Below are 26,684 nucleotides of genomic sequence, written 5' to 3'. Positions count from 1 at the left end.
GGCTTTCGCCCTTTGCAAACAAGGGGCCTGCAACGGCGCGGCCGGTTAAATCGCCGTAAGGTGAAGGCTTTTGGGACAGCTTCAAAGCTCGCGCAGCACGGGCGCCGCCTTCTGCCCGAGGATGCGCCAGGTGCCGATGAGACCGATGCCGACTGTCAGAACGAGTGCCGTCACCAGCGTCAGGCCCGCCACGTCAGGCAGGAAGGCAGACGGCAGTCGCATGATGCGGGCGACGATGAACCAGGCGGCGATGGCGCCGGCAAAGAGTGCGAAGATCGCAGTCGCCAGTCCGAGGATCAGATATTCGTAGCTGAAGGCGCGAATCAGCATGGCGCGCGTGGCGCCGAGCGTCTTCAGCACCACCGCATCGTGGGTGCGCGCCCTGTTGCCGGCGGCGAGCGCACCGGCCAGGACAAGAATCGAGGCGATGAGCGCCACCGATGCGGCGGCACGGATCGCCGTCGCAAGCTGCCTGACGAGCTGGTTGACGATGTCGATCGCGTCCTTGACTCGCACGCTGGTGATCGTCGGATAGGTATTGGTGACGGATTTCAGGATCGCCGCATCTTCGGCCGGCGTCGAGGAGGGATCGGTCAGGGTCGCCAGCCAGGCATGCGGGGCGCCGCGGAAGGTGTTCGGTGAGAAGACCATGACGAAATTGATCGACAGTGATTCCCATTGGACGCGGCGCAGATTGGCAATATTTGCCGTGATATTGCGCCCCAGCACGTTCACGGTCACCGTGTCTCCGATCTTGAGCCCGAGTTCATGCGCCTCTTCCGAGGAGAAGGAGACGAGCGGCTCGCCGCTATAATCCTTGTCCCACCAGATGCCTTCGGTGAGGGCGGCATTTTCCGGCAGCGTGTCGGCGTAGGTGATGCCTCGATCGCCGTTCAGCACCCAGCGGCCGGCGGCCGGCACATTCATCTTGGTGACGTCCTCGCCGTTGAAGGCGACGATCCGGCCGCGCAGCATCGGCACCTCCATCAACTTGCCCTTCGGCGCCTGCGTCTGGACAAGATTGCGGAAGGCGTCGACCTCGGCACTCTGGATATCGACGAAGAAGAAGTTGGGTGCACCCTCGTTCATTCGGCCGGTCAGCTGCTGGCGCAGGTTGCCGTCGATCAGGGTCAGGGTCACCAGCAACGCCAGGCCAAGGCCGAGCGAGAGCACGACCGATGGCGTCAGCGCGCCGGGGCGGTGGATGTTGCCGATTGCGAGCCTGAGCGCCGGCGAATGAACGCGCGGGCTGCGGCGCGCGAGCCAAGCGATCAAGGCGGCGACGAGGCGCAGGACGACGAAGGCGAAGACGATTGCGCCGACGAAGACGACGGCGATGAAACGATCATAGGCGGTGAGGATGGCAAGGCCAGCAAGGGCAGCCATGAAGAGGGCGGCAAGCAGGATATAGGGCCAGGACGGCAGACGGCGGGCCTCGAAAGCCTGCTCGCGGAAGAGCGCGGTCGCCGGTACTTCGCGGGCATGGCCGAGCGGCAGAATGGCGAAGGCGAGCGTGGTCAGGATGCCGAAGAGCGTCGCAAGCAGCAGGGCACTGGGATAGAGGGTCGGCTCGGTCGAGACCGGCAGGAATTGCGCCAGGAACTGTGCTGCAAAGATCGGCGACAGGGCGCCGATGACGAGGCCGGCCATAATGCCGCCAAGGGCGATGATGGCGATCTGAAAGAGATAGATCAGAACGACGACGGCGGCCGGAGCGCCGAGGCATTTGAAGGTGGCGATGGTGGTGCGCTTGGAATCGAGGAAAGCACGCACGGCGTTGGCGACGCCAACACCACCGACGATCAGGGCTGTGAGGCCGACCAGCGTCAGAAATTGCGAGAAACGGGTGATGTTTTCAGTGAGCGAGGGCGCTGCGCGGTCGCTGGTGCGGATCGCCCAGCCGGCAGAGGGAAACTCCTTGGAGGCACGCGCCTGGATGCCCGACATGGCGCGCTTGTCTTCCAATCTGATCTTATAGGCGTGTTCAACCAGACTTCCGGTCTGGATCAGCCCCGAGGCTTCGAGCGCCTGTCGGCTGACAAGCAGACGCGGCGCAAAGCCGAAGCCTTCCGACAGCGCGTCCGGCTCGGTCTTCACTGTACCGGTAATGCTGAGCTTGACATTGCCGAGCAGCAATTCGTCGCCGATCGCAAGGCCGAGCCGATCGAGAAGCAGCGGGGCGGCGACCGCGCCATAGGTGCCGCCTTGGCCGGAAAGCAGGGCTGCAAGCGGATAGTCCGGTTCGGCGACGAACCTGCCGTAGAGCGGATAGGCGTCATCGACCGCCTTGACCTCGACCAGCGCCTGATCAGAACCGTCGGGCTTGCGGGCCATCGAGCGCAGACCCGTTGAAACCGAAACGGTTCCCAGGCCCTGAAGGAAGCTCATTTCCTGAGGTGTCGCCTGGCGATTGTTGAGTTCGAAGCGGACGTCGCCCGCCAGCAGCTCCTGCCCCTGCGAGGCGATCGTGTCGGTGATCGACTGCGAAACGGAATTGACGGCGGCGATCGCCCCGGTGCCGAGTGCGATGCAGGCCAGGAAGATATAGAAGCCGCGGATGCCGCCGCGCAACTCGCGAAGCGCCAGGCGAAAAGCGAGCGCGACGCGTGGCGTGACCATGCTCATGCGATTGCCGCTTCGCTGCGGCGGGCAGCGCTGTCGCCCTCGATCCTGCCGGAACGGACGCGGATCTGGCGCGAGCAGCGGTTTGCAAGCGAGACGTCGTGGGTGACGAGAAGCAGGGTCATGCCGCGCTCGGCCTGCTTGGCGAAAAGAAGGTCGGCGATCTGTCGGCCGGTCTCGGTATCGAGATTGCCTGTGGGCTCGTCGGCAATCAGCAAGGCGGGCGAAGGAGCGAGCGCTCTGGCAATCGCCACGCGCTGCTGCTCGCCGCCGGAAAGCTGGCCGGGATAGTGGTTCAGCCGTTCGCCGAGACCGACCGAACTCAGTTCGCGATGGGCGATTTCGAAGGCGTTGTTGATATTGGCGAGCTCCAGCGGCACCGCGACGTTTTCCAGCGCCGTCATGTTGGCAATCAGATGGAAGGACTGGAAGACGATGCCGATGTTGCGGCCGCGGAAATCGGCGACCTCATCCTCACTGAGGGCGTGGAGCGGCGTGTCATTGATGTTGATTTCGCCGCTGTCGAGCTTCTCCAGTCCTGCAAGCACCATCAGCAGAGTGGATTTGCCGGAACCGGAAGGCCCGACGATGCCGACGGATTCGCCGGCCGATATATCGAGATCGATACCCTTCAGAACATGGACGGAGGCGGCCGCACTGCCAAGGGTGAGATCGGCGCCCTTCAACTCGATGATGGTTTTTGCCAACGGAAATCGCCCTATATTAATCTCTAACGCAATGGCCGCATAACGGCACCTCGCCAATCTAGGGAAGCCAGAATGAGATTTAAAGTTGCCGCGCATCAATTCACCGTCATCGCGGTGTCGCTGATCTTTGCCGTTGGAGCGAATGCGCGGACGATCAATCTCGTCGGATTCGGGGACAGCCTGATGGCGGGTTATCAGCTGCCGCCCGGCCAGGGCTTTCCGGAAAAGCTGCAGGCGGCGTTGAAGGCGAAGGGGCTCGACGTTTCCATTGCCAATGCCGGGGTTTCCGGCGACACCACGACAGGTGGGCTTGCCCGGATCGACTGGTCGGTCCCCGACGGCACCGATGGCGTTATCCTCGAGCTTGGCGCCAACGATGCGCTGCGTGGAATTCCGCCGGAAGAGAGCGAGAAAAATCTCGACCAGATGATTGCCCGGCTCAAGGCGCGCGGCATAGCGGTGCTGCTTGTCGGCATGATGGCGCCGCCGAACATGGGAGCGGATTATGCGGCGCGCTTCAATCCGATTTATCGGAAACTTTCGGAGAAACACGGAGTTCGACTCTATGCCTTCTTCCTCGACGGGGTTGCGCTCGATGCGGGGCTGAAGCTCGATGACGGCATGCATCCGAACGCGAGAGGTGTCGACGTCATGGTCGAGAAAATGGAAGCTGATGTCACAAATTTCATCGATACGATTTCTTCTGTGAAGAATTAGGGGCTTGCACGGCCATTGATTGCGTGATTCCGTGTAAGCACCTGCAAAAGATTCGGGGAGTGCTCGTTATGCCGAGACTGTTTACCGCCCTCGAAATTCCGCGCAATGCGGCAATGAGCCTTTCATTGCTGCGCGGTGGCCTCCCCGGAGCACGATGGATCGATGTGGAAAATTACCACATCACGCTACGCTTCATCGGTGATGTCGACGGCCGCACGGCCGATGAAATCGTTGAACGTCTCGACCGGATCGATCGGCCGGAATTTCAGTTCCGGCTCGAAGGCATCGGCTCGTTCGGTTCAAAGAAGCCACACTCGGTCTGGGCAGGCGTTTCTCACTCGCCTGAAATGTACGCCCTGCAGGCCGAGATCGAACGGATCTGCCAGCGCATCGGCCTGCCGCCGGATCCGCGCAAATTCACGCCGCACGTGACGCTGGCACGGCTGAAATCCTCGCGGCTCGACGATGTCGTGCAATATCTGAGCGGGCGCGGCAACTTCCACACCGCGACCTTCACGGCGCCGCGTTTCGTGCTGCTTTCATCGCGCGAATCGGTCGGTGGCGGGCCCTATCTCACCGAGGAAGTGTTCCCGCTGCACGAAGTACGTCCGGCGACGAGCGTTTCGAGCAGGCTGCTGCAGCCGGTCAAGAGCCTGGTATAGAGCAGCTCGAAACCTTCCGGACCGCCATAATAGGGGTCGGCAATGTCCTCCCCCGTTCCCAGCGCGATATCGCCGAACAGCTGGATATTCGCCTCGGGAGAGGCGATCCTGTTGAGTTCCGCCACGTTGTCGCGGTCCATGGCGACGATCAGATCGACACTGACGAAATCGATCGAACGGATGCGCCGGGCACGTTGCCCTGCTATGTCGAGGCCATGATTGCGGGCAACAGCGATCGAACGGCGGTCGGGCGGTTCGCCTTCATGCCAGTCGCCGGTGCCGGCGGAATCGATCGCGAAGCGATCGGTCAGCCTCGCCTCGGCGACAAGATGGGTAAAAATTCCCTCCGCGAGCGGAGAACGGCATATATTGCCCATACAAACGAAAAGGATGCTGATGTCTTTCATCGGTAACCTGCTGACAGATGAGAGGACCATGGCATGAAACAGGAAAGACTGGAACGGGCCGCGGCCGAGGCACGAATGGCCGAGCTTTCGGGCTGGGCGCTCAACGATGCGGCCTCTTCGATCTCGAAAACGTTCAAGTTTTCAAATTTCATCGAGGCCTTCGGTTTTATGACGCAGGCGGCGATTACGGCCGAGAAACTCAACCACCATCCCGAATGGTTCAACGTCTATTCCAGGGTGGATGTGACGCTGAACACGCATGATGCCGGCGGGCTGACGGAACTGGATTTCAAGCTCGCCAGGGCGATGGACAAGGTGGCAGCACGCGGTGCCGTTTGAAAACGAGCGCTGATTGAAAGCCGAAGCGCCATCACCATATGTTCGCATGGACGAAAGGATGTCAGGGATGGACGAGGTCAAATTCGGGGAAATCCTGCTGCCGGGCGACGAGGACACCCAGAACCGGCGGGAGGAAAGCGTACGGCAGAAGTTCTGGCCGACCTTCCGCCGGGCCGTGCGGCAGATTCCCTTCTCGCGCGACGTCGTCGCTGGTTTCTACTGCGCGCTCGATCCGCAGACGCCGACCAAGGTGCGCGGCGTGTTGCTGGCAGCGCTGGCCTATTTCGTCATGCCGGTCGACATGATTCCGGATATTTTCGCCGTCATCGGATTTTCTGACGACATCGCCGTGCTTTCCGCCGCCTTCGCCATGGTGCGCGGTCATATCCGGCCGAGCCATTACGACGCGGCGGACAGGGTCCTTGCCGACAGGCCCGCCGAAACGATGAAAACGATTTGAAGACCGCGACTCGGTTCAGCCGAGTTCCCGCTCCAGCATCTTGCGAAGCTTTCCAAATGCAAGCCGAATACGTGATTTCAGCGTGCCGAGCGGCAGCCGGAATGCGATTCGCCGAGGAAGAAAGCTGCACGCATCATGTCGCGCTGTTCTTCGGGCAGTTGTTCGACAGCGGCGCGTAGCTGGCGTCGCGATCGCCATTGGCGATGATTTCATCGGCGCCGATCTCGGCCGATGGCAGCAGGCTCGGGTCGGTTTCGTCGAAAGTGCGGGTGCTGGTGCGGCGCCGCAGATCGATGCGGCGGTTGCGGGCGATGCGAAAAAGCCAGGTGGACAGAGAAGATCGCGTGCATCGTAGACACAGGTCTTGTGCCAGAGCACGATCATGATCTCCTGGACCAGCTCTTCGGCGTCGCCTGACGTCATCTTCTGGCGCGTTAGCCAGGTCTTTCAGGCGCGGGGCGAAATAGTCGAACAAGATGGAAAAGGCCTGCTGGTCGCGATCGTCTGCGACCGCCTTTGCGAGGGCAGCGAAACGCTGTCTTTCCCGGGCACCCATCTCGTCTCACCAGCCCCCTAGGACAAAAATTTCGTCCCGGATTTCCAAAGTCTTAATGAGGTACAGCGGATTTTTGAAAGGTCAAACTCTTGCCTGAATCTTTGTGTCTTAAGTTCAGCCGAACGGCCAGCCGTGCCATCGGCGCACCGGCATCGCAGCCGATTTCGGCAAGGGGCAAAAGTGGCAGTCGAGCTGAAATGACACAGGCACATACAAATCGCAGCTATTGTTGACCATTTGGTAACCTGAATTAAGTCAAAATAAAGCAGATCGTGATTATGCGGCGCCCGCTATGATCGCTTCGGGCCTTGAATCGCAAGAACCGGCAGGAATCCATGTTTGTAAGAAGTATCGTATCCGCCCTCGCCCTCACCATGACAATGGCCGGAGTGGCGGCAGCGCAGCAGGCCGCGACCGCCGCCGCGCCGACCCGCATTCAGCAGTTCCAGGCCTGGGGGGCTTATTCCTACAAGTCGGGCAACAGCACCGTGTGCTACGTCCTGTCGGTCCCGACGGCAAAGCAGCCGGCAAGCGTCGACCACGGCGACAATTTCTTCATCGTTTCGCAGCGTCCGGGCCAGAACATCTCCTATGAGCCGCAGGCGATGATGGGCTATACGGTGAAGGAAAATTCGAAGATCAACGTCGTCATCGACAACAAGACCTTCGTCATGTTCACCAAGGACAAGGCCGGCTGGGTCGAGAATGCTGCCCAGGAGCCGGCCCTCGTCGCTGCGATGAAGACCGGCCATTCGATGACCGTGAATGCGGTTTCGCGCAAAGGCACCGGCACGTCCTACAGCTATTCGCTCTCGGGCATCTCGGCAGCGCTCAAGCAGATCGAAAGCTGCAAGTAAGCGGCTTTTGCTGAGAGAGTTCAAAAGGCCGGCCTTGCGCCGGCCTTTGTTATTTCCATCTATAGTGACGCGCAGCCAAAATGATGCTAAAGGCCGCGTAAACAGCGGACAGTTCGCGATATCAGTCGCCGTCTGCGATCAATTTCTGCCAATGTGCCGTCATGCGCCCGCAAGTCTTCCGGATCACACCGTGAAGTCAGCGGCTTGCGGAACGGTTACGTGTTTGAATTCGGGGTCAGAAGCCTATGTCCGTCATGGATGCAATCGTCGTCAACAAACCTCAGGCCGCGCGCCCGCCTTCCGGCGCCGAGAAGCCGTCGTTGATCGGGCTCTCCCGCGAGGAAATGGCGGCAGCGCTCCGGGAAAAGGGAGTACCCGAAAAGCAGATCAAGATGCGCGTCTCGCAGCTCTGGAACTGGATCTATGTGCGCGGCGTCTCTGATTTCGACCATATGACCAATGTCGCCAAGGATATGCGCGAAATGCTGAAGACGCATTTCACCATCGCGCGTCCGGAAATCGTCGAGGAGCAGGTCTCGAACGACGGCACGCGCAAATGGCTGCTGCGTTTTCCCGCGCGAGGCGCAGGACGCGCGGTCGAGATAGAGGCCGTCTACATTCCGGAAGAGGGCCGCGGCACGCTCTGCATCTCAAGCCAGGTCGGCTGCACGCTGACCTGTTCCTTCTGTCATACCGGGACACAGCGCCTGGTGCGCAACCTGACGGCGGAGGAAATTCTGTCGCAGTTGCTGCTCGCTCGCGACCGGCTCGGCGACTTCCCGGATCGTGAAGCGCCGCAGGGCACGATCATGCCTGCCGAGGGCCGCAAGGTCAGCAATATCGTGATGATGGGCATGGGCGAGCCCCTCTATAATTTCGACAGCGTCAAGCAGGCGCTGCTGATCGCCACGGATGGCGACGGCCTGTCGCTGTCCAAGCGCCGCGTGACGCTTTCCACCTCCGGCGTCGTGCCGGAGATCTTCCGCACCGGCGAGGAGATCGGCGTCATGCTGGCGATCTCGCTGCATGCGGTGCGCGATGACCTGCGCGACATCCTCGTGCCGATCAACAAGAAATATCCGCTGAAGGAGCTGATCGACGCCTGCAAGGCCTATCCGGGCCTTTCCAATGCGCGGCGCATCACCTTCGAATATGTGATGCTGAAGGATGTCAACGACAGCCTCGAAGACGCGAAGGGTTTGATCAAGCTCCTGAAGGGCGTGCCGGCGAAGATCAACCTCATTCCGTTCAATCCCTGGCCCGGTACCAATTATCAGTGTTCGGATTGGGAGCAGATCGAGAAATTCGCCGATTTCATCAATTCGGCGGGTTACGCTTCGCCGATCCGCACGCCGCGCGGCCGCGATATTCTTGCCGCCTGCGGCCAGCTGAAATCGGAATCCGAACGCATGCGCAAGACCGAGCGCCTGGCCTTCGAGGCGATGATGATCGCCAATCACGGCGCCGACGACTGATCAGCAAGTTTGATCCTCGCTACAATTCTCCTGCATTGATTTAAGCATGCGCTTTTCCTAATAGTGCCGCCAAAATCATTCAGGAGGACACCCATGCGCCCGATTCTGCTCGCTCTTGCCGCCACTTTGGCCCTTTCCCTGCCCGCAAAGGCCGACAACGTGACCGTCGCCGTCACCGCGATCGTCGAGCACCCGGCGCTGGATGCCGCGCGCAAGGGCGTTCTCGACGTGCTGACGGCCGCCGGCTACAAGGAAGGCGAGAACCTGAAATTCTTGTTCGAATCGGCGCAGGGCAATCCGGCCACCGCTGCCCAGATCGCCCGCCAGTTCGCCGGCGACGAGCCCAACGTCATCGTGCCGATCTCCACGCCCTCGGCCCAGGCGGTCGTTTCCTCGACGCGTGACATTCCGGTCGTCTTCACCGCCGTCTCCGATCCGCTCGGCGCCCAGCTCGTCAAGAACATGAACAAGCCCGGCGGCAATGTGACCGGCCTTTCCGATATGTCGCCGGTCGCCGAGCACCTGGCGCTGATCAAGGAAATCGTGCCGAAGGTCAAAACCATCGGCTACCTCTACAACTCAGGTGAGGCGAACTCGGTTTCGCTGCTCGCCGTCTTGAAGGCCGAGGCCGAAAAGGCCGGCCTGACGGTCGTGGAATCGGCTGCCACCAAGTCTGCCGAGGTTCAGGGTGCGGCGCGCGCCCTCGTCGGCCGCGCCGACGCCATCTACGTTCCGACCGACAACACGATCATCTCCGCGCTCGAAGGCGCCGTTGCGGTTGCCGAAGAGAGCAAGCTGCCGCTCTTCACCGCCGATACGGATTCGGTTTCGCGCGGCTCGATCGCCGCCCTCGGCTTCAACTATTACGATGTCGGCAAGCAGACGGGCGAGATCGTCGTGCGCGTGCTGAAGGGTGAGAACCCCGGCGACATCGCGGTCAAGACCGCTGCAGGCAGCGATCTGGTGGTCAACAAGGCCGCCGCGGCCAAGATGGGCGTCACCTTGCCCGAGAGCGTGCTTTCGCGCGCCAACAAGGTCATCGAATGACGGCCATCGTTCCTTCGACCATTCACATTCAGCCGCTCCCGTTTGCGCGGGGGCGGCTGAAGTATTAAAAGGCTGCGGTTTCGCGACGGGCGGAACGGAAACAAAAGGGGCTGAAAGCCTTGAGCCAAATCGCATTCTGGGGGGCCGTCGAGCTCGGCCTGGTCTATTCCTTCGTCGCCCTCGGCGTCTATCTCGCCTTCCGCGTCCTCGATTTCCCGGACCTGACGGTGGATGGTTCCTTTCCGCTCGGCGCGGCGGTGACCGCGGTGCTGATTATTGCCGGCGTCAATGCCTGGCTCGCAGCGCTGATTGCGATGGCGGCGGGCGCGGCGGCCGGCATGGTGACGGCGCTGCTCAACGTGCGCTTCAAGATCCTCAACCTGCTCGCCTCGATCCTGACGATGATCGCGCTCTTCTCCGTCAATCTGCGGGTGATGGGAAAACCTAACGTCGCTCTCATCAATGCCGATACGATGATCAGCTCCTTCTTCGGCCATGGCCTGCGCGATTTCTACGTGCGGCCGCTCTTTGTCGGCGTTCTGGTGATCGTCGCGCTGATCCTTGTCTGGCGCTTCCTCGAAAGCGATGCCGGGCTTGCGATGCGCGCGACCGGCGCCAATGCGCGCATGGCCCGCGCCCAGGGCGTAGACACCAGCCGGCAAATCTATCTCGGCATGGCGATTTCGAACGCGCTGGTGGCGTTTGGCGGCGCCTTGTTTGCCCAGACCAACGGCTTTGCCGACGTCACTTCGGGCGTCGGCACGATTGTCGTCGGGCTCGCGGCGGTCATCATCGGCGAGACGCTGCTCGGACGCCGCGGCCTGCTGATCGCGCTTGTCGGCTGCGTGCTCGGCTCGATCCTCTATCGCATCGCGATCCAGCTGGCGCTGTCGAGCGACGTCATCGGCCTGCAGGCCTCCGACCTCAATTTCGTGACGGCGGTGCTCGTGACCTTCGCGCTCATTCTTCCCCGTCTTCGCCGAGGTGCCGTGTCGTGATCAGCGTCAAAGACATCAAGGTCGTTTTCGGACGCGGCACGCCGCTGCAGAAGCAGGCGCTGAACGGCGTCAGCCTGACCATCGAGCAAGGCTCCTTCGTCACCGTCATCGGCTCCAACGGTGCCGGCAAATCGACGCTGCTCGGCGTGCTCGCCGGCGATGTCATCCCGAGCGAGGGACAGGTGCTGATCGGAAAGAGCGATGTGACGCGCAAATCGACGGCGGCACGCGCCGGCCTGGTGGCGCGCGTCTTCCAGGACCCGCTGACGGGAAGCTGCGGCTCATTGTCGATCGAAGAGAATCTTGCTCTGGCTGCCCGGCGCGGCGAAAAGCGCGGGCTTGTGCCGGCGCTTGGCGGCAAACGTCGGGACTATTTCAAGGAGCGGATCGCCGAGCTCAATCTCGGGCTGGAGAACCGGCTGAAGGACCGCATGGATCTGCTCTCGGGCGGGCAGCGTCAGGCGGTTTCGCTCGTCATGGCGACACTTGCCGGCTCGGAAGTGCTGCTGCTCGACGAACATACGGCGGCCCTCGATCCCGGGATGGCGGAGTTCGTGATGAATCTGACGCAGAAGATCGTTGCCGAGCGCAAGCTGACGACGATGATGGTCACGCACTCCATGCGCCAGGCGCTTGATTACGGCCACCGCACGATCATGCTCCATGGTGGCGAGATCGTTCTCGACGTGGCGGGCGACAGCAGGAAGGACCTGCAGGTCGAAGATCTGATCGCCATGTTCCGCAAGATGCGCGGCCAGACGCTCGATGACGATGCTTTGCTGATTGGCTGAACCAACAGCGTGCTGATTGGCTGAACCAACAGCGTGCTGATCGGCTGAGCCGTCAGCGTGCGGATCGGCAAAGCCGACCGCGACCTATCGAGCCTGGGTGAGCAGGATTTTGGCGGCGAAGATCGAGAAGACGCCGGCGAAGGTGTAATCCATGCCGCGCAGAATCTTCTTGTTGTTCTGCAGCCAGGACGCCAGCCAGTCGGCGGCAAAGACGACAGCGGCATTGACGGGCATGCCGATCAGGATGAAACAAAAGCCGAGAAACAGCAGCTTCTGCGTGACGGCGGGATCGCCGGCGCTGACGAATTGCGGCAGGAAGGTCATGAAGAAGATGATGACCTTGGGGTTCAGGAGATTGACCCAGAAGCCGGATGAGACGTTGGCAAGCGCGGTGCCCTTCTGCGTCTCGACGTTGGCGACCGTCAGTTTCGAGCCGAAGCGGATCGCCTGCACTGCGAGCCAGAGCAGATAGCCGGCGCCGCCGGTCTTCAGGATCAGGAAAGCGGTCGGCGAAGCGGTGATCAACGCGGAAATGCCGAAGGCGACCAGCATGGTGTGGACGACGATGCCGAGGCTGGTGCCGACGACGACGAAAAGGGCCGCCTTCTTGCCCTGGGCGAGTGAACGGCTGATCGACAGCGTCATATCGGGACCTGGGGTCGCCGCGAGCAGCAGCGTCGCGGCGGCAAAGGCGAGAAGGGTCGGCAGGTTCGGCAGGAAATCCATGGCACGCTCGGAAAGCTGGACAGTCAAGGTGACTACTTATCCAGCCTTCAGAAAATTACCAATCAAACCTTCTCATGCGCGTCGCACTAAACTTGATTCATGCGGCGCGCATTCGCTGTTTGTTTTGTGCATGTCGTTATCCCGGGACCGCTGCACGCTTCCGGGTGAAATGCAGTGGCACCGATTACTTCTCTTCGAGGAAGGCCTTGAACTTGTCGGCGTAATCCTTGTGCCAGCGCGACAGCGGCGGGCGGTTCTCGATGATATCGCCGGCGGCCCAGGCCATGCGGCGTTCATCGACCGCGCGGGTCACGTCGTTGTCGGGGCAGAGGATATAGAAATCGCCGCGTTCCAGGCTTTCGACCATGAAATCGACCGTCTGTTCCGGTGTCCAGGCGCCGGCTGGCTTTTCCGCCCGGTCGCCCTTGGTGAGGCCGGTGAAGACGAAGCCGGGGATCAGCAGATGCGCCGAGATCTTTGAACCCGCGGTGTTGCGCAGTTCGTGTTCGAGCGCCTCGGTAAAGACTTTCACGCCAGCCTTGGAGATGTTGTAGGCCGGGTTGCCCGGCGGCGTGGTGATGCCCTGCTTGGAGCCGGTATTAATGATCAGGCCGGGCTCGCCGTGGGACAGCATCTTCGGCCCGAAGACGCGCGTGCCGTTGACCACGCCCATCAGGTTGACGGCGAAGATATGGTCCCAATTTGACTGCGAACTGAAGATCGAGGTTTTCGGGCCAATGCCCGCATTGTTCATCAGCACGTGCACGCGGCCGAAACGCTGGAGTACGGCGCGTTCCAGCGCCTCCAGGGATTCCCGGCTGGCGACGTCGGTCTCAACTGCCATCACCTCCTCTTCGCCGGCAATGGCCTTGAGCTCCTCGGCGGCGTTGGCCAGCCGATCGCCGCCGAGATCGGCGATGACGACGCTCATGCCGCGTCCGGCAAAATACTTCGCCGCCGCAAGTCCGATGCCGGACGCGCCGCCGGTGATGACGGCAACATTGGACTTCTTGAAAATATCTTGAATATTCGTCACGGGGACAGCCCCTCCTCGAGCATTGTTCGCACGCAGCCGAATATGGGTGCCGCTTGCGCACTGTCAAACGCTATCGGCGCCTCAGCCATCGCACTTGCCCTTGCGTCACGCGCCAATCTCGCTAAAAGTGCCGCGACACCGGGTTTTCGCCGGCCTTTATGCAACGGACCTCATCATCATGGCATCATACAAAGACGTGAAGAAAGTCGTGCTCGCCTATTCCGGCGGCCTCGACACCTCGATCATCCTGAAGTGGCTGCAGACGGAACTCGGCGCCGAAGTCGTCACCTTCACCGCCGATCTCGGCCAGGGCGAGGAGCTGGAGCCGGCGCGCAAGAAGGCCGAAATGCTCGGCATCAAGGAGATCTATATCGAGGACGTCCGCGAGGAATTCGTGCGCGACTTCGTCTTTCCGATGTTCCGCGCCAATGCCGTCTACGAGGGCGTCTACCTGCTCGGCACCTCGATCGCCCGTCCGCTGATCTCAAAGCATCTGATCGATATCGCCCGCAAGACCGGCGCCGATGCGATCGCCCACGGCGCCACGGGCAAGGGCAACGATCAGGTTCGCTTCGAGCTCTCCGCCTATGCCCTGAACCCTGACATCAAGATCATTGCGCCGTGGCGCGATTGGTCCTTCAAGAGCCGCACCGACCTGCTCGAATTCGCAGAGAAGCATCAGATCCCGGTTGCAAAGGACAAGAAGGGCGAGGCTCCCTTCTCCGTCGACGCCAACCTTCTGCATTCCTCTTCCGAGGGCAAGGTTCTGGAAGACCCTGCTCAGGAGGCGCCGGAATATGTGCACATGCGCACGATCTCGCCGGAGGCCGCTCCCGACAAGGCGACGACAATCAAGATCGGCTTCCGCAAGGGCGATGCCGTGTCTATCAATGGTGTCGAGATGTCGCCGGCGACGCTGCTCGCCACTCTCAACACCTACGGCCGCGACAACGGCATCGGCCGTCTCGATCTCGTCGAGAACCGTTTCGTCGGCATGAAATCCCGCGGCGTTTACGAAACGCCCGGCGGCACGATCCTGCTCTCGGCCCATCGCGCCATTGAATCGATCACGCTCGACCGGGGTGCCGCCCATCTCAAGGACGAGATCATGCCGCGCTACGCCGAGCTGATCTATTACGGCTTCTGGTTCTCGCCGGAACGCGAGATGCTGCAGGCGCTGATCGACAAGAGCCAGGAGCATGTCGAAGGCGAAGTGACGCTGAAGCTCTACAAGGGCAATGTCATGGTCATCGGCCGCGAAAGCGAAAAGTCGCTCTATTCCGACAAGCTCGTCACCTTCGAGGACGACCAGGGCGCTTATGACCAGAAGGATGCGGCCGGCTTCATCAAGCTCAACGCGCTGCGCCTGCGCACGCTCGGCAAGCGCAATCTCGGGACGTAATCACGCGTTTTCTTGGACTCGATACGAGCCCGCCGGTATTTTTGCCGTGCGGGCTTTTTCCTGAAATGAGGTACGGACGGTCAAAGCACGGCGCACCGCGCAACCGGAAGGTGATGACGAGATGCAGATTGCGATCGAGCGGTTCAGCTTTTCACCGAGCGCAGAACCGCTCTGACCTTTTCATGGCCGCTTAATCGCCCTTGACCGGCGCCTGCCATCACTTAGTCTGCTCTGGTCATTCTTCGGAGCATTCTCATGACGCAGTCCCTGCTTTTCGGCGACTTTCTGGCGGCGCTGTTCTATGTGCTCATTCCGGGACCCGCCTTCCTGCAACTGCTCGGCATCGGCGCCGGTCAGGGGCGCAAGGCCGGGGCCTTGTTCATGATGGGGCATCTGGTCGGGGATCTCATCTGGTCGTCGCTGGCGCTGATTGCGATCGTCGGGGCGAAGACGATCGGGACCTTCGTCTTCGATCTGCTCGGGCTCGCCTGCGGTTTCTACCTCGCTTGGATCGGTTGGGGCGCAGTCAACGCCAAGCCGAGACCGGACGGGCAGGCGCTTGTTATGGTCGAGCGGCCGTTCCGGCGTGGCCTGATTTTCGGCGTCACCAATCCGAAGGGTTATCCGGTCGCGCTTGCCACATTCACGGCGCTGGTCGCGGGCTCGGCCGGCGCGCTCGATTTCGAGGCGCTGCCGGTGCTTCTCGTTGTGTCTTTCCTGGGTTTCGTGACAGCCGACGTCATTCTGATCGGCATCATCGGGGCGGGGGCGGTTCGTCGCTTCTATCGCGCGCATGAGCGGCTGATCGTGCGCTCGTCCGGCGTGCTGTTCATGGGCTTTGCCGCCCAGGCGCTATGGCATGCAACGCCCGGCCTCATCGGCTGGCGCAAGGCTTGAAGCGCCTCATTTCATGCGAGGCGCATTCGCTCAGCCGTTCAGGAAATTGACGATCGACTTTAGCGTCTGGACTTCATGAGGATCGCCGATCGACATGGCGACCTGCAGCTGATTCTTATAATAATCGAGGAAATTGAAACTCGTGCCGTCGGTGACGCTGGAGAGATCGATGATATTGCCCAGTGGATCGATCGCATGCATCGGCAATGGTTCGGAGATCGCGGCGTAAGTGTTCTGATCGATCAGGCCGCTATCGAAGCTTTGGCGGGCGTAGTTGCGCAGCTCGCCAGGGCTGACGGCGGTGAAATCCGGCCCCTCGTCGAGATTATCTTCGAGCTGGAACGAAACCGGGGCCGGAGCCTTGGTCTCGATTTGAATATCGGCAGTCTTCGAATTTCTTGCGTTATTAGGGTTGTTTTTAAACAGCAAACTCTGAGAAGACCGCAGGGAAAAAATTTCCATGGCGCATGTCCCCTGGCAGGAAGATCATTGGGAAACTAGCGCCTGTGGGTGATTCGCGTCAATCGTTAACAAATAGTTAATTTTCAATTGTCAAATCTTGTGTGCCGGCTCTGGCTGACCTGCGTCAGATCGCCCGACGAGGCAAACGCCTAACGCGGCGACATACCAATTCTGCGGCGGCTCTCCTATATTGACCATCCGTTCGCATACCAAAAGGAATTCTCCGATGGCTTCTCCCCATGATTTCAATCCGGCGCTCGTCAATTGGGACGCTCTCCACGGTCTGCCACGTTTCGATGCCATCGATGATGGCGATTTTTCTGCCGCTTTCGACGCAGCGCTCGCCGCGCATGAACAGGAGATCGATGAGATTGCCGGAAATAGCGATGCGCCGACATTCGACAATACGGTGGTGGCGCTTGAGATCGCCGGCGATGCACTGTCGCGCGTTTCGGCGCTGTTCTGGAACAAGGCGGGCGCACATACCAACGAGGTCATCCAGGCGCTCGAGCGGGAGATTTCGCCGAAGATGTCACGGCACTATTCGAAGATCGGGATGAATGCCGCACTCTTTGCCCGCATCGATACGCTTTGGGAGAACCGCGAGAGCCTCGGCCTGACGCTCGAACAGACGCGGGTGCTGGAACGCCATTGGAAAGGCTTCGTCAAATCCGGCGCAAAGCTCCAAAAGCCCGAGCAGGAGAAACTTGCGGCGATCAACGAAAAGCTCGCGGGTCTCGGCACCCAGTTCGGCCAGAACGTGCTGGCCGACGAGAAGGCCTGGGCGTTGATGCTATCCGAGGGTGCAGAGCTCGACGGGCTGCCGGAATTCCTGCGCGACGCGATGGCAGCGGCGGCGCGCGAACGCGGCGAGGAGGGCAAATATGCGGTGACGCTGTCGCGCTCGATCATCGAGCCGTTCCTGACCTTTTCGGAGCGCCGGGATCTGCGCGAACAGGCTTTCAAGGCATGGGTGGCGCGCGGCGCAAACGGCGGGGAGACGGACAATCGCGGCGTCATCAAGGAAACGCTGGCCCTGCGCCACGAGGTGGCGAAGCTGCTCGGCTACGGGAATTTCGCCGAGCTGAAGCTCGACAACACGATGGCCAAGACGGCCGATGCGGTGAACGACCTGCTGAGGGCCGTCTGGGCGCGGGCGGTGAAACGCGCCGGCGAGGAAGAGCTCGACATCGCGGCACTGATCGCCGAGGAGGGGCGGAACCATGAGGTGATGCCTTGGGACTGGCGCCACTACGCCGAAAAGATCCGGGCGCGGAAGTTCGATTTTTCCGAGGCCGAGCTCAAGCCCTACCTGCAGCTCGAAAAGATCATCGACGCCTGCTTTGACGTGGCTGGCCGGCTGTTCGGCATCCGCGCGGTCGAGAAGAAGGGTGTCGCGGCTTATCACCCCGACGTCAGAGTGTTCGAAATCAGAGATCGGGACGACAGACTGGTCGCCCTTTTCCTCGGCGATTATTTCGCCCGCAGCTCGAAACGCTCAGGCGCCTGGATGAGCTCGCTGCAATCGCAGCACAAGCTGCAACTGAAGAACGGCCGCCGCGGCGAATTGCCGATCATCTACAATGTCTGCAATTTCGCCAAGCCCGCTGAAGGCAAGCCGGCGCTGCTGTCGCTCGACGATGCCCGCACGCTGTTTCATGAATTCGGCCATGCGCTGCACGGCATGCTTTCAAACGTCACCTATCCCTCGGTTTCCGGCACCGGCGTCTCGCGCGATTTCGTGGAGTTGCCCTCGCAGCTTTATGAGCACTGGCTGACTGTTCCCGCCATCCTCAAGGAATACGCCGTGCATTTCGAGACAGGCGAGCCGATGCCACAGGCGCTCCTCGACAAGGTGCTGGCGGCCCGCACCTTCAATGCCGGCTTCAATACCGTCGAATTCACCTCGTCGGCGCTTGTCGATATGGCGTTTCATACGCGCGAAGCGGTTGACGATCCGATGGCGGTACAGGCGGAGGTGCTGGCCGAGATCGGCATGCCGAAGTCGATCGTCATGCGCCATGCCACACCGCACTTCCAGCACATCTTCTCCGGCGGTTATTCGGCCGGCTATTATTCCTACATGTGGTCGGAAGTTCTCGACGCCGATGCCTTCGCCGCCTTCGAGGAGACGGGAGACGCCTTCAACGGCGAGATGGCGCGCAAGCTCAAGGAGAATATCTATTCCACCGGCGGCTCAGTTGATCCCGAGGATGCCTACAAGGCCTTCCGCGGCAAGCTGCCGAGGCCGGATGCTATGCTGGTCAAAAAGGGACTCGCCACCTTCGAGGAATTGACAGGCAGCGACGCTTAAGACAGTTTGATGACAGAGAAGCGAGCGGCATGGCGGCAGCCATGCCGCAGCTTTCGCGCGCGACCCCCTTTCGCAATCGCGAAAAAACCGGTAAGAGCGCGCCAAACGTAAATGGCGCGTCCACTTGGCGTAGCGCCCCAGCCTCAGAGATTATGACATATGGCACTTCGCAACATCGCGATCATCGCGCACGTTGACCATGGCAAGACCACTCTCGTTGACGAGCTTCTGAAACAGTCCGGCTCGTTCCGCGAGAACCAGCGCGTCATGGAACGCGTGATGGATTCCAACGACATCGAAAAAGAGCGCGGCATCACCATTCTCGCCAAGGCGACTTCCATCGAATGGAAGGACACGCGCATCAACATCGTCGACACGCCCGGCCACGCCGATTTCGGCGGTGAAGTCGAGCGCATTCTGTCGATGGTGGACGGTGCGATCGTTCTCGTGGACGCTGCCGAGGGCCCGATGCCGCAGACCAAGTTCGTCGTCGGCAAGGCCCTCAAGGTCGGCCTGCGTCCGATCGTTGCGATCAACAAGATCGACCGTCCCGATGCGCGCGCCGATGAAGTGGTCAACGAGGTTTTCGACCTTTTCGCGGCGCTTGATGCGACCGACGAGCAGCTGGACTTCCCGATCCTTTACGGTTCCGGCCGCGCCGGCTGGATGAACTACGATCCGGCAGGCCCGAGCGACGAAGGTCTCGCGCCGCTGCTCGACCTCGTCGTCAAGCACGTGCCCGAGCCGAAGGTCGAAGAAGGTCCGTTCCGGATGATCGGCACGATCCTCGAGGCCAACAACTTCCTCGGTCGCATCATCACCGGCCGTATCGCCTCCGGCTCGATCAAGCCGAACCAGGCCGTCAAGGTTCTCGGTCAGGATGGCAAGCTCATCGAGCAGGGCCGCATTTCCAAGATTCTCGCCTTCCGCGGCATCGAGCGTCAGCCTATCGAAGAAGCGCATGCGGGCGATATCGTCGCCATCGCCGGCCTTTCCAAGGGCACCGTCGCCGACACCTTTTGCGATCCGTCCGTGACGGAAGCCCTGAAGGCACAGCCGATCGATCCGCCGACCGTCACCATGTCGTTCATCGTCAACGACTCACCGCTTGCCGGCACCGAAGGCGACAAGGTGACCTCTCGCGTCATCCGCGACCGCCTGTTCAAGGAGGCCGAAGGCAACGTTGCCCTGAAGATCGAGGAAAGCGCCGACAAGGACTCGTTCTTCGTTTCCGGCCGTGGCGAACTTCAGCTCGCCGTTCTGATTGAAAACATGCGCCGCGAAGGCTTCGAGCTTGCCGTTTCGCGTCCGCGCGTCGTCATGCACAAGGATGAGAGCGGTCAGCTTCTGGAGCCGATCGAAGAAGTCCTGATCGACGTCGACGAAGAACATTCCGGCGTCGTGGTGCAGAAGATGTCGGAGCGCAAGGCCGAAATGGTCGAGCTTCGCCCGTCGGGCGGTAACCGCGTCCGTCTGGTTTTCTACGCGCCGACCCGCGGTCTGATCGGCTATCAGTCGGAACTGCTGACGGATACGCGCGGTACCGCGATCATGAACCGCCTGTTCCACAGCTACCAGCCCTACAAGGGTGAGATCGGCGGCCGCGTCAACGGCGTGCTGCTCGCCAACGAAGCCGGTGAAGCCGTTGCTTACGCGTTGTTCAACCTGGAAGACCGCGGCCCGATGATCATCGACGCAGGCGAAAAGGTCTATATGGGTATGATCATCGGCATTCACACCCGCGACAACGACCTCGAGGTCAACGTTCTGAAGGGTAAGAAGCTGACCAACATCCGCGCCGCCGGCAAGGATGAAGCCGTCAAGCTGACCCCGCCGATCCGCATGACGCTGGAGCGCGCACTCTCCTGGATCCAGGAAGACGAACTGGTCGAGGTCACGCCGAAGTCCATTCGCCTGCGCAAGATGTATCTCGACGCCAACGACCGCAAGCGGTTCGAAAAGACCAAGGCGGCGCTCTAAGAGCTCAGTCGTTACCGCTTTCAAACCCCGGCCTTCGAGCCGGGGTTTTTTATTGTGCGCTGCGCTGATTCCGACTTGTGACAATCGTTAAAAAAGCGTTAAATTTTATCCGTCGTCCACAAATCAAGTCTGTGGGCAATCGATCACGATGCGCTCGCCGCATATGGTTAATTGCCTGCGGCAGGACCAGAGTAAACGTTATGAAGACGTTGTCGATCGATGTCCGGCGGGCCGAACCGCACGATGCCCGAGCCATTTCGGAAACGCACAGGCTCGCGTGGCAACATACCTATGCAGGCATCATTCCGCATCGCGCGCTGACGCAGATGATCGAGCGTCGCGGCGAGAACTGGTGGCGCAAGGCCACGCGCGGGCCTGCGACATTGCTGGTCCTTGATGTGGCAGGGACGGTCGCCGGTTATGCGACGCTCGGTCTCAACCGTGCCCGCGCCCTGCCGCAGGAAGGCGAAATCTACGAGCTTTATCTTCGCCCCGAATATCAGGGCATCGGTCTCGGCCACATGCTGTTCGGCGAGGCGCGCCGGCTGTTGAAGTCGCTCGGCTGCAACGGCCTGGTCGTCTGGTGCCTCGAGGAAAACGAGGCCGCCAGCCGCTTCTACCGCCACCACGGCGGGACCGATTTCTGCGAAGGTATGGAAAATTTCGACCACAAGCAGTTGAAGAAGATCGGTTTCATCTGGAACTGATCGGCCTGCTCGGGCGTTGCACGCCTCTCTTCCAAAGTTTTTGCGGCATCACGCCGGTGTCATCACGCATCGGTGATCTGCCGTGTTGCGTTGCGAGATGAAACTGATTATCTGGCTTCGAGCAATTCAACCCCGCGGGAGTATCCTATGCGCATCGACGCCATTTCAATCGGTAACAATCCACCTGAAGACGTCAACGTTATCGTCGAGGTTCCTGTTGGCGGTCATCCGATCAAGTATGAAATGGACAAGGAGGCCGGCACGCTGGTCGTCGATCGTTTTCTCTATACGCCGATGACCTATCCGGGCAATTACGGTTTCGTACCGCACACCCTGTCTGAAGACGGCGACCCGATCGACGTGCTGATCGCCAGCACCCGGCCGCTGGTTCCGGGCTGCGTCATCAACGTCCGCCCCATCGGCGTGCTGAAGATGGAAGACAATTCCGGCAAGGACGAGAAGATCATTGCCGTGCCGTCGCCGAAGCTGACGCTGCGCTATGAGAAGGTGAAGGACTTTACCGATCTCCCGGAGATCACGCTGAAGCAGATCGAGCACTTCTTCGAACACTACAAGGATCTGGAGCCCGGCAAGTGGGTGAAGATCTTCGGCTGGGGCGATTCCAAGGAAGCCGGCCAGCTCATCATCGAAGCCGTCGAGCGGGCCAAGAAGGCGAAGGGCTGATCCCTCAGCCTAATAACGCTTCGAGCTTTTTTACCAAATCCTCCGGATCTCCGTCGATCCGGAGGATTTTTTTGCGCGCCGTCTCGCCGGAGACGAGGCTGATGCTGGATTTCGGAATGCGCAGCGACCGGGCGATCAGAAGGATCAGCGCCTTGTTGGCCTTGCCCTTCTCGGGCACTGACGTGACGCGTGCCTTAAGCAGGGTCTCGCCGTCGCCATCCGCCTCGACGCCATCGATCGCGTCACGCCCGCCATTCGGTGTCAGCCGAACGGCGAGGCGAAGATGGTCGGCGAACAGCCTCCAGGGAGGGTTCAAGCGACCAGCGGGTATAGGGTGGTCCAAAGGAATGTGCGCAGGAAGAAGATGATCACCAGCAGGATGATCGGAGAAATATCGATGCCGCCCAGATTCGGCAGCAGACGGCGGATCGGCTTCAGCGCGGGTTCGGTGACATTATAGAGGAACATGCCGACCGAATTGACGAACTGGTTGCTGGAATTGATGACGTTGAACGCATAGAGCCAGGAGAAAACGGCACTGGCAATGAGTATCCAGGTGTAAATATTCAAAACCAAATCAATGGTTTGAAACAAGGCAAACATCGTCGTCTCCAATTGGTTGTTGACAGACATGTAGACATTGGCGACTAAACGGGCAAGTGCCATGTCGAAACGCATGGCAGATCACGTTTAACGGGCGGCCTCGCAGCCATTCCGGCGCCCGCTTCCTCGGACAAGGCCCATGTCGTTTTCGCCCACCGGAGACCGTTTCGCCGCGTTTCGGCATCCGTCGTACACGCGCTTCTTCTTTGCGCGTTTCCTGCTTTCCTTCTCGCAGCAGATCGTCAGTGTCGCAGTCGGCTGGCAGATGTACGATCAGACCGGCAAGGCGATCTATCTCGGTCTGATCGGGCTGGTACAGTTCCTGCCGTCGCTGCTGCTCATCCTGGTCACCGGTTCGGTCGCCGATCGGCACAATCGCCGGGCCATCGCCGCTCTTTGCTCTCTGGTAAGCGCGCTCTGCACGCTGGCGCTGCTGATCATGACGGCGACGGAGACCTTCGCGCCCTGGCCGGTCTTTGCGGTGCTTCTTATTTTCGGGATCGAGCGTGCCTTCATGTCGCCGGCGGTGCAGTCTCTCGCACCCAATCTCGTGCCCGAGCACGCCCTTTCCAATGCGATCGCCTGGAATTCATCGTCCTGGCAGCTGGCGGCGATCACCGGGCCGGTGATCGGCGGCCTGCTCTATGGCGTCAGTGCGACGACCGCGTATACGGTGGCGGTCATCTTCTCCATCCTCGGCGCGGCTCTTCTCTTCATGATCCCCAAGCCGGAACAGAAAACGACGGGTGAGGCCAAGAGCTGGGCGATGATACTCGGCGGCTTCAGTTTCATCCGTGCCGAAAAGGTGGTGCTCGGCGCGATCTCGCTCGATCTCTTCGCCGTTCTGCTCGGCGGTGCGACTGCACTGATGCCGATCTTCGCCCGCGATATTCTGACGCTTGGCCCTTGGGGACTCGGACTGCTGCGGGCAGCGCCAGGACTCGGCGCCATCGTCATGGCGATCTTCCTCGCAGCCTACCCGCTGAAACACCGAGCCGGTCTCTATATGTTCATCGGCGTTGCCCTGTTCGGGGTCGGCACCATCATCTTCGGCGCCTCGACCAATACCGAAATTTCGATCGCAGCACTGGCGCTGATGGGCGCGGCCGACATGGTGTCGGTCTATGTGCGCGAGAGCCTGATCGCGCTCTGGACGCCGGACCAACTCCGCGGCCGGGTCAATGCGGTCAACATGGTATTTGTCGGCGCTTCCAACGAACTTGGGGAGTTCAGGGCGGGCACGATGGCATCGGTCTTCGGCGCGGTGCCGGCAGTGATCATTGGCGGGATCGGAACTCTGGCAGTTGCGGCGATCTGGGCTTCCAGTTTCCCGAAGCTGCGCAGGATCGACACGCTCGACGCACCCGCCTGACCGCTAAGCGGGATTATGCGTGCAGAGTAATAGACGGTGTCGCCTTCGCCGTCTTTCCCTCGAAGACGAGATCGAGGAATTCTGTCAGCCAGGCTCTCAGCGGCGCGTCGAACAGCATGCGGCCCTCAAGGTGTTCGCGGCCCTGCTGGGCGTTCGGCAGAATGAAGCGATGCGCACCATGCACGACCCAGCGATGCATCATCACCCGGGTGAGCTCTGCATGGAACTGCAGGCCCCAGGCGTTGCCGTCGTAACGAAAGGCCTGGTTCGGGTAGGCATCGCCTTCGGCGAGCAGGTCGGCGCCGTGTGGCAGCTCGAAGCCTTCGCGGTGAAAATGATAGACCATCTTCGGCCAGTGCATCAGCAGGCGGCCCTTCTCGGTCGGGTGCAGCGGGTACCAGCCGATCTCCGTCGAGCCGTCGGCATTCGGCTGCACCTTGCCGCCAAGATGACGCACCAGCATCTGGGCGCCGAGGCAGATGCCGAGAAAAGGGCGTTTTTCCCGTAGCGGCACCTCGATCCAATCGATCTCCTTCTTGACGAAGTCGTCCGGATCGTTGGCGCTCATCGGCCCCCCGAAGACCACGGCGCCGGCATGGTCTGCGAGCGTCGTCGGAAGCGGGTCCCCGAGGACCGGGCGACGGATATCGAGGCAGTAGCCTTTTTCGACCAGCAATTGCCCGACACGTCCGGCACTGGATCGCTCCTGATGCAGGACGATAAGGATCGGGCGCCGGTCCCGGTTCGGGTTTTGCTCAGTCGGCATCATCTTGCGCAACCTGGATATCCGTTACCCTGGCGGCCGCCTCCTGCCGCTTTTGAATGCGTTCGCGTGAGGAGACCCCGAGCAGATCGGCGATACGCCAGATGACATGATCTTCCATCTCGCTGCGCTCGCCGTCGGCATAAACGATGTCCCAGAGAATGCCGATCAGCTCCAGACGTTGCTCGGTATCGAGATGGCGTTTCAGGTCGGCGGTGAAGCGATAATAGTCGACGGCGGAGCTTTCGGCTTCGAGGCCGGCGGCCATCAAAGCATCGAGCTGCTTGCTGTCGAGCGAATACTGCTCCTTCAAGAGCTTGCGCAGCCGCTTCTTTTCACTGGCCTTGATCTGGCCGTCGGCTTCCATGACCTGCATGCAGAGTGCTGCCACTGCGATGCGCGGGTCATCGGGGGCAAAGCCTTTCTTCGGACGATCGGCGGTGAGATTCTGGAAGAATGCCTGAAAGCGTTCGAACATGCGGGTTTCGTTCCGTGTCAGAAAAGGCGAAGCCGTGTCTTGGGTTCCGGTTCCGTCCTGGGATCGCGAACGCCGGGATCATCCGGCAGCCCGCCGAAAAAGGGCTTTGCTTCGTTCGGTGCTGGCGCTTTGCCGCTGGCGGCGGCTTCGACGGGTTTCGGCTTTGCCGGCGCCGGGCGCGCAGCCTCGGCGATCGTCGCGGCGCGTTCCAGCTCAATAATGCGGTGATCGTTGACCGGGCTTTCCGGTTTGACGTCACGCAGCGGCGGCAGGGTCTTCAGAGCCGTTTCGATCGAGGCCGGGACCGAGCCGCCTTCGAGCGGCCCCTCGATCTGACCGAAGGGCGCCTTCCATTCGAAGGCGTCGAGACGACCGGTGACCGGCGACACCGGCAGCCATTTGTCGGAGACGAAACCATCCGCAACCCAGGCGGGATCGCGCGGGGCTTTCAGCGCCTGCGCCAGCCAGTGGCGCACGCGGCCCTGGTCGCCGGTCTCGGCCTCCTCGATGTCGGCCAGGAGCAGGAAGGCCGCTTCACGCGGCTCAATGCGCGCCGCCGCTTCCGCCTTGGCGCGCGCCTTGGCAAATTCCTGCGCGTCGAGCGCCGCCTGGGCAACGACAAGAAGAGATTCGACATTGTTCGGGCGCATCGCTTCCAGCCGTTCGGCGCGTTTCAGACGGTCGAGTGTGGAATCGCCGCTGCGGGCTCTGACATAGGTCTGGCCGATCTCGGGATGAGGCGCCGATTTCCATACTTGTTCGAGGATTGAAGCGGCCTTGCGCAGACCGCCTTCGCGGAACAGTGCCTTTGCGGCAATGAGAGCGGCCGGAACGAAATCGGCGGCGAGTTTCAGCGCTTGCAGGGCGTCGTCGCGGGCGCCGGCCGGGTTGCCTTCCAGCTTCTCGGTGGCGCGTGCCGTCAGCAGCACGGCGTGCAGGCGGTTGGCCTCGGGTTTGTCAACGACGCGGGCGGCCTTCTGCTGCTCAAGCAGTCGGATCGCATCGTCCCAGCGGCCGGCTTGGCTGCGATATTCGAGCGTCGCCTGGGCGGCCCAGGGCAGATAAGGGGCATTGTCGGCGGCCTTTTCGGCATATTGGCGGGCGGCCTCGTTGGCTCCGAGGCGGCGGGCTTCGAGATAGAGGCCGCGCAGGCCAAGTTCGCGCGTTTCCGGGTCGTTGGCCATGGCTTCGAACTTGGCGCGTGCCTCATCATGGCGGCCTTCGATCAGTGCCGCCTGAGCCTCGAGCAGATTGATCAGCGGCTCCTGATCGGCGCGGATGAGGCCACGCGAACGAGCCGCCATCTTGCGGGCGAGCAATGCATTGCCGGCGCCCGCGGCGATCAGGCCGGTCGACAGCGCCTGATAGCCGCGATCGCGCTTGCGGGCGCGGAAATAGCGTGTCACCGAATGCGGCGAAGTCCAGATCAACCGGGCGAACCACCAGGCGATCATCACGGCGGCGATAAGGGCGATGATCGCGCTGACGGCGACGATCAGTTTCGTCTGGTAGATCTGGCCCTCCCAGATCAGCGAGATGTCCCCGGGGCGGTCGGCGAACCAGGAGAAGCCGTAGGCAAGAAGCAGGACGAGCAAGGCGAAGATGACTAGCCTGGTCATGGT

27 protein-coding genes and 1 pseudogene are annotated in these 26,684 nt (G+C 61.2%); 16 read left to right on the top strand and 12 right to left on the bottom strand.

What is annotated here, in order from left to right; genetic code table 11:
* Nucleotides 1–81 precede the first annotated feature (81 nt).
* Entirely contained in the window at nucleotides 82–2,625 is a 2,544-nt protein-coding gene (locus CO660_RS07400; RefSeq protein WP_097598190.1) for an ABC transporter permease, read from the bottom strand.
* Nucleotides 2,622–3,329 (bottom strand): ABC transporter ATP-binding protein, encoded by a 708-nt coding sequence (locus CO660_RS07395; RefSeq protein WP_097598189.1) that lies wholly within the window; start codon nucleotides 3,327–3,329, stop codon nucleotides 2,622–2,624. The genes CO660_RS07400 and CO660_RS07395 overlap by 4 nt, the downstream gene beginning before the upstream one ends.
* A 72-nt stretch (nucleotides 3,330–3,401) precedes the next feature.
* Between CO660_RS07395 and CO660_RS07390 the strand changes: the two genes are divergently transcribed.
* Both CO660_RS07390 and thpR read left to right on the top strand, forming a co-directional pair.
* A complete protein-coding gene (locus CO660_RS07390; protein WP_097598188.1) occupies nucleotides 3,402–4,046 on the top strand; it encodes an arylesterase in 645 nt (214 codons plus the stop codon).
* A 68-nt stretch (nucleotides 4,047–4,114) separates the two neighbouring features.
* Nucleotides 4,115–4,708: an RNA 2',3'-cyclic phosphodiesterase gene (thpR, locus tag CO660_RS07385; RefSeq protein WP_097598187.1), complete on the top strand. Its 594-nt coding sequence runs from the start codon at nucleotides 4,115–4,117 to the stop codon at nucleotides 4,706–4,708.
* Here the strand turns inward: thpR and CO660_RS07380 are convergent.
* Entirely contained in the window at nucleotides 4,615–5,115 is a 501-nt protein-coding gene (locus CO660_RS07380) for a low molecular weight protein-tyrosine-phosphatase (protein ID WP_097598186.1), read from the bottom strand. The two genes, thpR and CO660_RS07380, sit on opposite strands and share 94 nt — an antisense overlap.
* A gap of 33 nt (nucleotides 5,116–5,148) precedes the next feature.
* Between CO660_RS07380 and CO660_RS07375 the strand changes: the two genes are divergently transcribed.
* Both CO660_RS07375 and CO660_RS07370 read left to right on the top strand, forming a co-directional pair.
* The gene (locus tag CO660_RS07375; RefSeq protein WP_085779737.1) at nucleotides 5,149–5,454 is read left to right on the top strand and encodes a 4a-hydroxytetrahydrobiopterin dehydratase; all 306 of its coding nucleotides are present in this window, start codon (nucleotides 5,149–5,151) and stop codon (nucleotides 5,452–5,454) included.
* Between the two features lie 67 nt (nucleotides 5,455–5,521).
* Nucleotides 5,522–5,914 carry a YkvA family protein gene (locus CO660_RS07370; protein WP_097598185.1) on the top strand — a complete coding sequence of 131 codons (393 nt, stop codon included), beginning with the start codon at nucleotides 5,522–5,524 and terminating at the stop codon, nucleotides 5,912–5,914.
* A gap of 15 nt (nucleotides 5,915–5,929) precedes the next feature.
* Here CO660_RS07370 and CO660_RS07365 read toward each other — a convergent pair.
* Nucleotides 5,930–6,470 (bottom strand): annotated as a pseudogene (locus CO660_RS07365) (sigma-70 family RNA polymerase sigma factor).
* A gap of 335 nt (nucleotides 6,471–6,805) precedes the next feature.
* Between CO660_RS07365 and CO660_RS07360 the strand changes: the two are divergent.
* The 5 genes from CO660_RS07360 to CO660_RS07340 all read left to right on the top strand — a co-directional run bounded on the left by CO660_RS07360 (nucleotide 6,806) and on the right by CO660_RS07340 (nucleotide 11,638).
* Nucleotides 6,806–7,327: an invasion associated locus B family protein gene (locus CO660_RS07360; RefSeq protein WP_085779735.1), complete on the top strand. Its 522-nt coding sequence runs from the start codon at nucleotides 6,806–6,808 to the stop codon at nucleotides 7,325–7,327.
* A gap of 245 nt (nucleotides 7,328–7,572) precedes the next feature.
* Nucleotides 7,573–8,802: a 23S rRNA (adenine(2503)-C(2))-methyltransferase RlmN gene (gene rlmN, locus CO660_RS07355; RefSeq protein ID WP_097598184.1), complete on the top strand. Its 1,230-nt coding sequence runs from the start codon at nucleotides 7,573–7,575 to the stop codon at nucleotides 8,800–8,802.
* A 93-nt stretch (nucleotides 8,803–8,895) separates the two neighbouring features.
* Nucleotides 8,896–9,849, top strand: a complete 954-nt coding sequence (locus CO660_RS07350; RefSeq protein WP_097598183.1) for an ABC transporter substrate-binding protein — start codon at nucleotides 8,896–8,898, stop codon at nucleotides 9,847–9,849.
* A gap of 119 nt (nucleotides 9,850–9,968) precedes the next feature.
* The gene (locus CO660_RS07345; RefSeq protein WP_097598182.1) at nucleotides 9,969–10,847 is read left to right on the top strand and encodes an ABC transporter permease; all 879 of its coding nucleotides are present in this window, start codon (nucleotides 9,969–9,971) and stop codon (nucleotides 10,845–10,847) included.
* Nucleotides 10,844–11,638: an ABC transporter ATP-binding protein gene (locus CO660_RS07340; protein WP_085779731.1), complete on the top strand. Its 795-nt coding sequence runs from the start codon at nucleotides 10,844–10,846 to the stop codon at nucleotides 11,636–11,638. The genes CO660_RS07345 and CO660_RS07340 overlap by 4 nt, the downstream gene beginning before the upstream one ends.
* 84 nt (nucleotides 11,639–11,722) lie before the next feature.
* Here the strand turns inward: CO660_RS07340 and CO660_RS07335 are convergent, their stop codons facing one another.
* Nucleotides 11,723–12,364, bottom strand: coding sequence for a LysE family translocator (locus CO660_RS07335; RefSeq protein ID WP_097598181.1), 642 nt, complete (start codon nucleotides 12,362–12,364; stop codon nucleotides 11,723–11,725).
* A 184-nt stretch (nucleotides 12,365–12,548) separates the two neighbouring features.
* On the bottom strand, nucleotides 12,549–13,400 hold the full coding sequence (locus tag CO660_RS07330; RefSeq protein ID WP_097598180.1) for an SDR family NAD(P)-dependent oxidoreductase: 852 nt from the start codon (nucleotides 13,398–13,400) through the stop codon (nucleotides 12,549–12,551).
* Between the two features lie 178 nt (nucleotides 13,401–13,578).
* On the opposite strand from CO660_RS07330, the gene CO660_RS07325 reads away from it, so the two are divergent.
* Both CO660_RS07325 and CO660_RS07320 read left to right on the top strand, forming a co-directional pair.
* Nucleotides 13,579–14,802, top strand: a complete 1,224-nt coding sequence (locus CO660_RS07325) for an argininosuccinate synthase (RefSeq protein ID WP_097598323.1) — start codon at nucleotides 13,579–13,581, stop codon at nucleotides 14,800–14,802.
* A gap of 255 nt (nucleotides 14,803–15,057) precedes the next feature.
* On the top strand, nucleotides 15,058–15,699 hold the full coding sequence (locus CO660_RS07320) for a LysE family translocator (RefSeq protein WP_097598179.1): 642 nt from the start codon (nucleotides 15,058–15,060) through the stop codon (nucleotides 15,697–15,699).
* A 30-nt stretch (nucleotides 15,700–15,729) separates the two neighbouring features.
* On the opposite strand, the gene CO660_RS07315 is transcribed toward CO660_RS07320, so the two are convergent.
* A complete protein-coding gene (locus CO660_RS07315) occupies nucleotides 15,730–16,161 on the bottom strand; it encodes a hypothetical protein (RefSeq protein ID WP_097598178.1) in 432 nt (143 codons plus the stop codon).
* A 226-nt stretch (nucleotides 16,162–16,387) separates the two neighbouring features.
* Here CO660_RS07315 and CO660_RS07310 point away from each other — a divergent pair, with 226 nt between their 5' ends.
* From CO660_RS07310 to ppa, 4 genes are all read left to right on the top strand, one after another.
* Nucleotides 16,388–18,475 carry a M3 family metallopeptidase gene (locus CO660_RS07310; RefSeq protein ID WP_097598177.1) on the top strand — a complete coding sequence of 696 codons (2,088 nt, stop codon included), beginning with the start codon at nucleotides 16,388–16,390 and terminating at the stop codon, nucleotides 18,473–18,475.
* A gap of 159 nt (nucleotides 18,476–18,634) precedes the next feature.
* Entirely contained in the window at nucleotides 18,635–20,455 is a 1,821-nt protein-coding gene (typA, locus tag CO660_RS07305; protein WP_085779724.1) for a translational GTPase TypA, read from the top strand.
* Between the two features lie 200 nt (nucleotides 20,456–20,655).
* Nucleotides 20,656–21,162, top strand: a complete 507-nt coding sequence (locus tag CO660_RS07300; protein WP_011427107.1) for a GNAT family N-acetyltransferase — start codon at nucleotides 20,656–20,658, stop codon at nucleotides 21,160–21,162.
* A gap of 147 nt (nucleotides 21,163–21,309) precedes the next feature.
* The gene (ppa, locus tag CO660_RS07295; protein ID WP_064805467.1) at nucleotides 21,310–21,846 is read left to right on the top strand and encodes an inorganic diphosphatase; all 537 of its coding nucleotides are present in this window, start codon (nucleotides 21,310–21,312) and stop codon (nucleotides 21,844–21,846) included.
* Nucleotides 21,847–21,850: 4 nt separating this feature from the next.
* Here ppa and CO660_RS07290 read toward each other — a convergent pair whose 3' ends face one another.
* Complete coding sequence (locus CO660_RS07290) at nucleotides 21,851–22,162, bottom strand: DUF167 domain-containing protein (RefSeq protein WP_097598176.1); 312 nt, start codon at nucleotides 22,160–22,162, stop codon at nucleotides 21,851–21,853.
* Nucleotides 22,159–22,449, bottom strand: a complete 291-nt coding sequence (locus tag CO660_RS07285; RefSeq protein ID WP_011427104.1) for a YggT family protein — start codon at nucleotides 22,447–22,449, stop codon at nucleotides 22,159–22,161. The genes CO660_RS07290 and CO660_RS07285 overlap by 4 nt, the downstream gene beginning before the upstream one ends.
* A gap of 139 nt (nucleotides 22,450–22,588) precedes the next feature.
* On the opposite strand from CO660_RS07285, the gene CO660_RS07280 reads away from it, so the two are divergent.
* On the top strand, nucleotides 22,589–23,821 hold the full coding sequence (locus CO660_RS07280; RefSeq protein ID WP_097598175.1) for an MFS transporter: 1,233 nt from the start codon (nucleotides 22,589–22,591) through the stop codon (nucleotides 23,819–23,821).
* Between the two features lie 13 nt (nucleotides 23,822–23,834).
* Here the strand turns inward: CO660_RS07280 and CO660_RS07275 are convergent, their stop codons facing one another.
* The 3 genes from CO660_RS07275 to CO660_RS07265 are packed head-to-tail and all read right to left on the bottom strand — an operon-like array spanning nucleotide 23,835 to nucleotide 26,681.
* Nucleotides 23,835–24,587, bottom strand: a complete 753-nt coding sequence (locus tag CO660_RS07275; RefSeq protein WP_097598174.1) for a glutamine amidotransferase — start codon at nucleotides 24,585–24,587, stop codon at nucleotides 23,835–23,837.
* Nucleotides 24,577–25,062 (bottom strand): TerB family tellurite resistance protein, encoded by a 486-nt coding sequence (locus CO660_RS07270; protein WP_085779719.1) that lies wholly within the window; start codon nucleotides 25,060–25,062, stop codon nucleotides 24,577–24,579. Before CO660_RS07270 ends, CO660_RS07275 begins: the two co-directional genes overlap by 11 nt.
* A 17-nt stretch (nucleotides 25,063–25,079) precedes the next feature.
* Nucleotides 25,080–26,681 carry a heme biosynthesis protein HemY gene (locus CO660_RS07265; RefSeq protein WP_097598173.1) on the bottom strand — a complete coding sequence of 534 codons (1,602 nt, stop codon included), beginning with the start codon at nucleotides 26,679–26,681 and terminating at the stop codon, nucleotides 25,080–25,082.
* Nucleotides 26,682–26,684: the final 3 nt, after the last annotated feature.

Origin of the sequence: Rhizobium sp. L9 (genome assembly GCF_002531885.1) — a bacterium.
Classification (GTDB): Bacteria; Pseudomonadota; Alphaproteobacteria; order Rhizobiales; family Rhizobiaceae; genus Rhizobium.
Note: the sequence above shows the minus strand (reverse complement) of the source record. Positions and strands in the feature narration are given on the sequence as shown.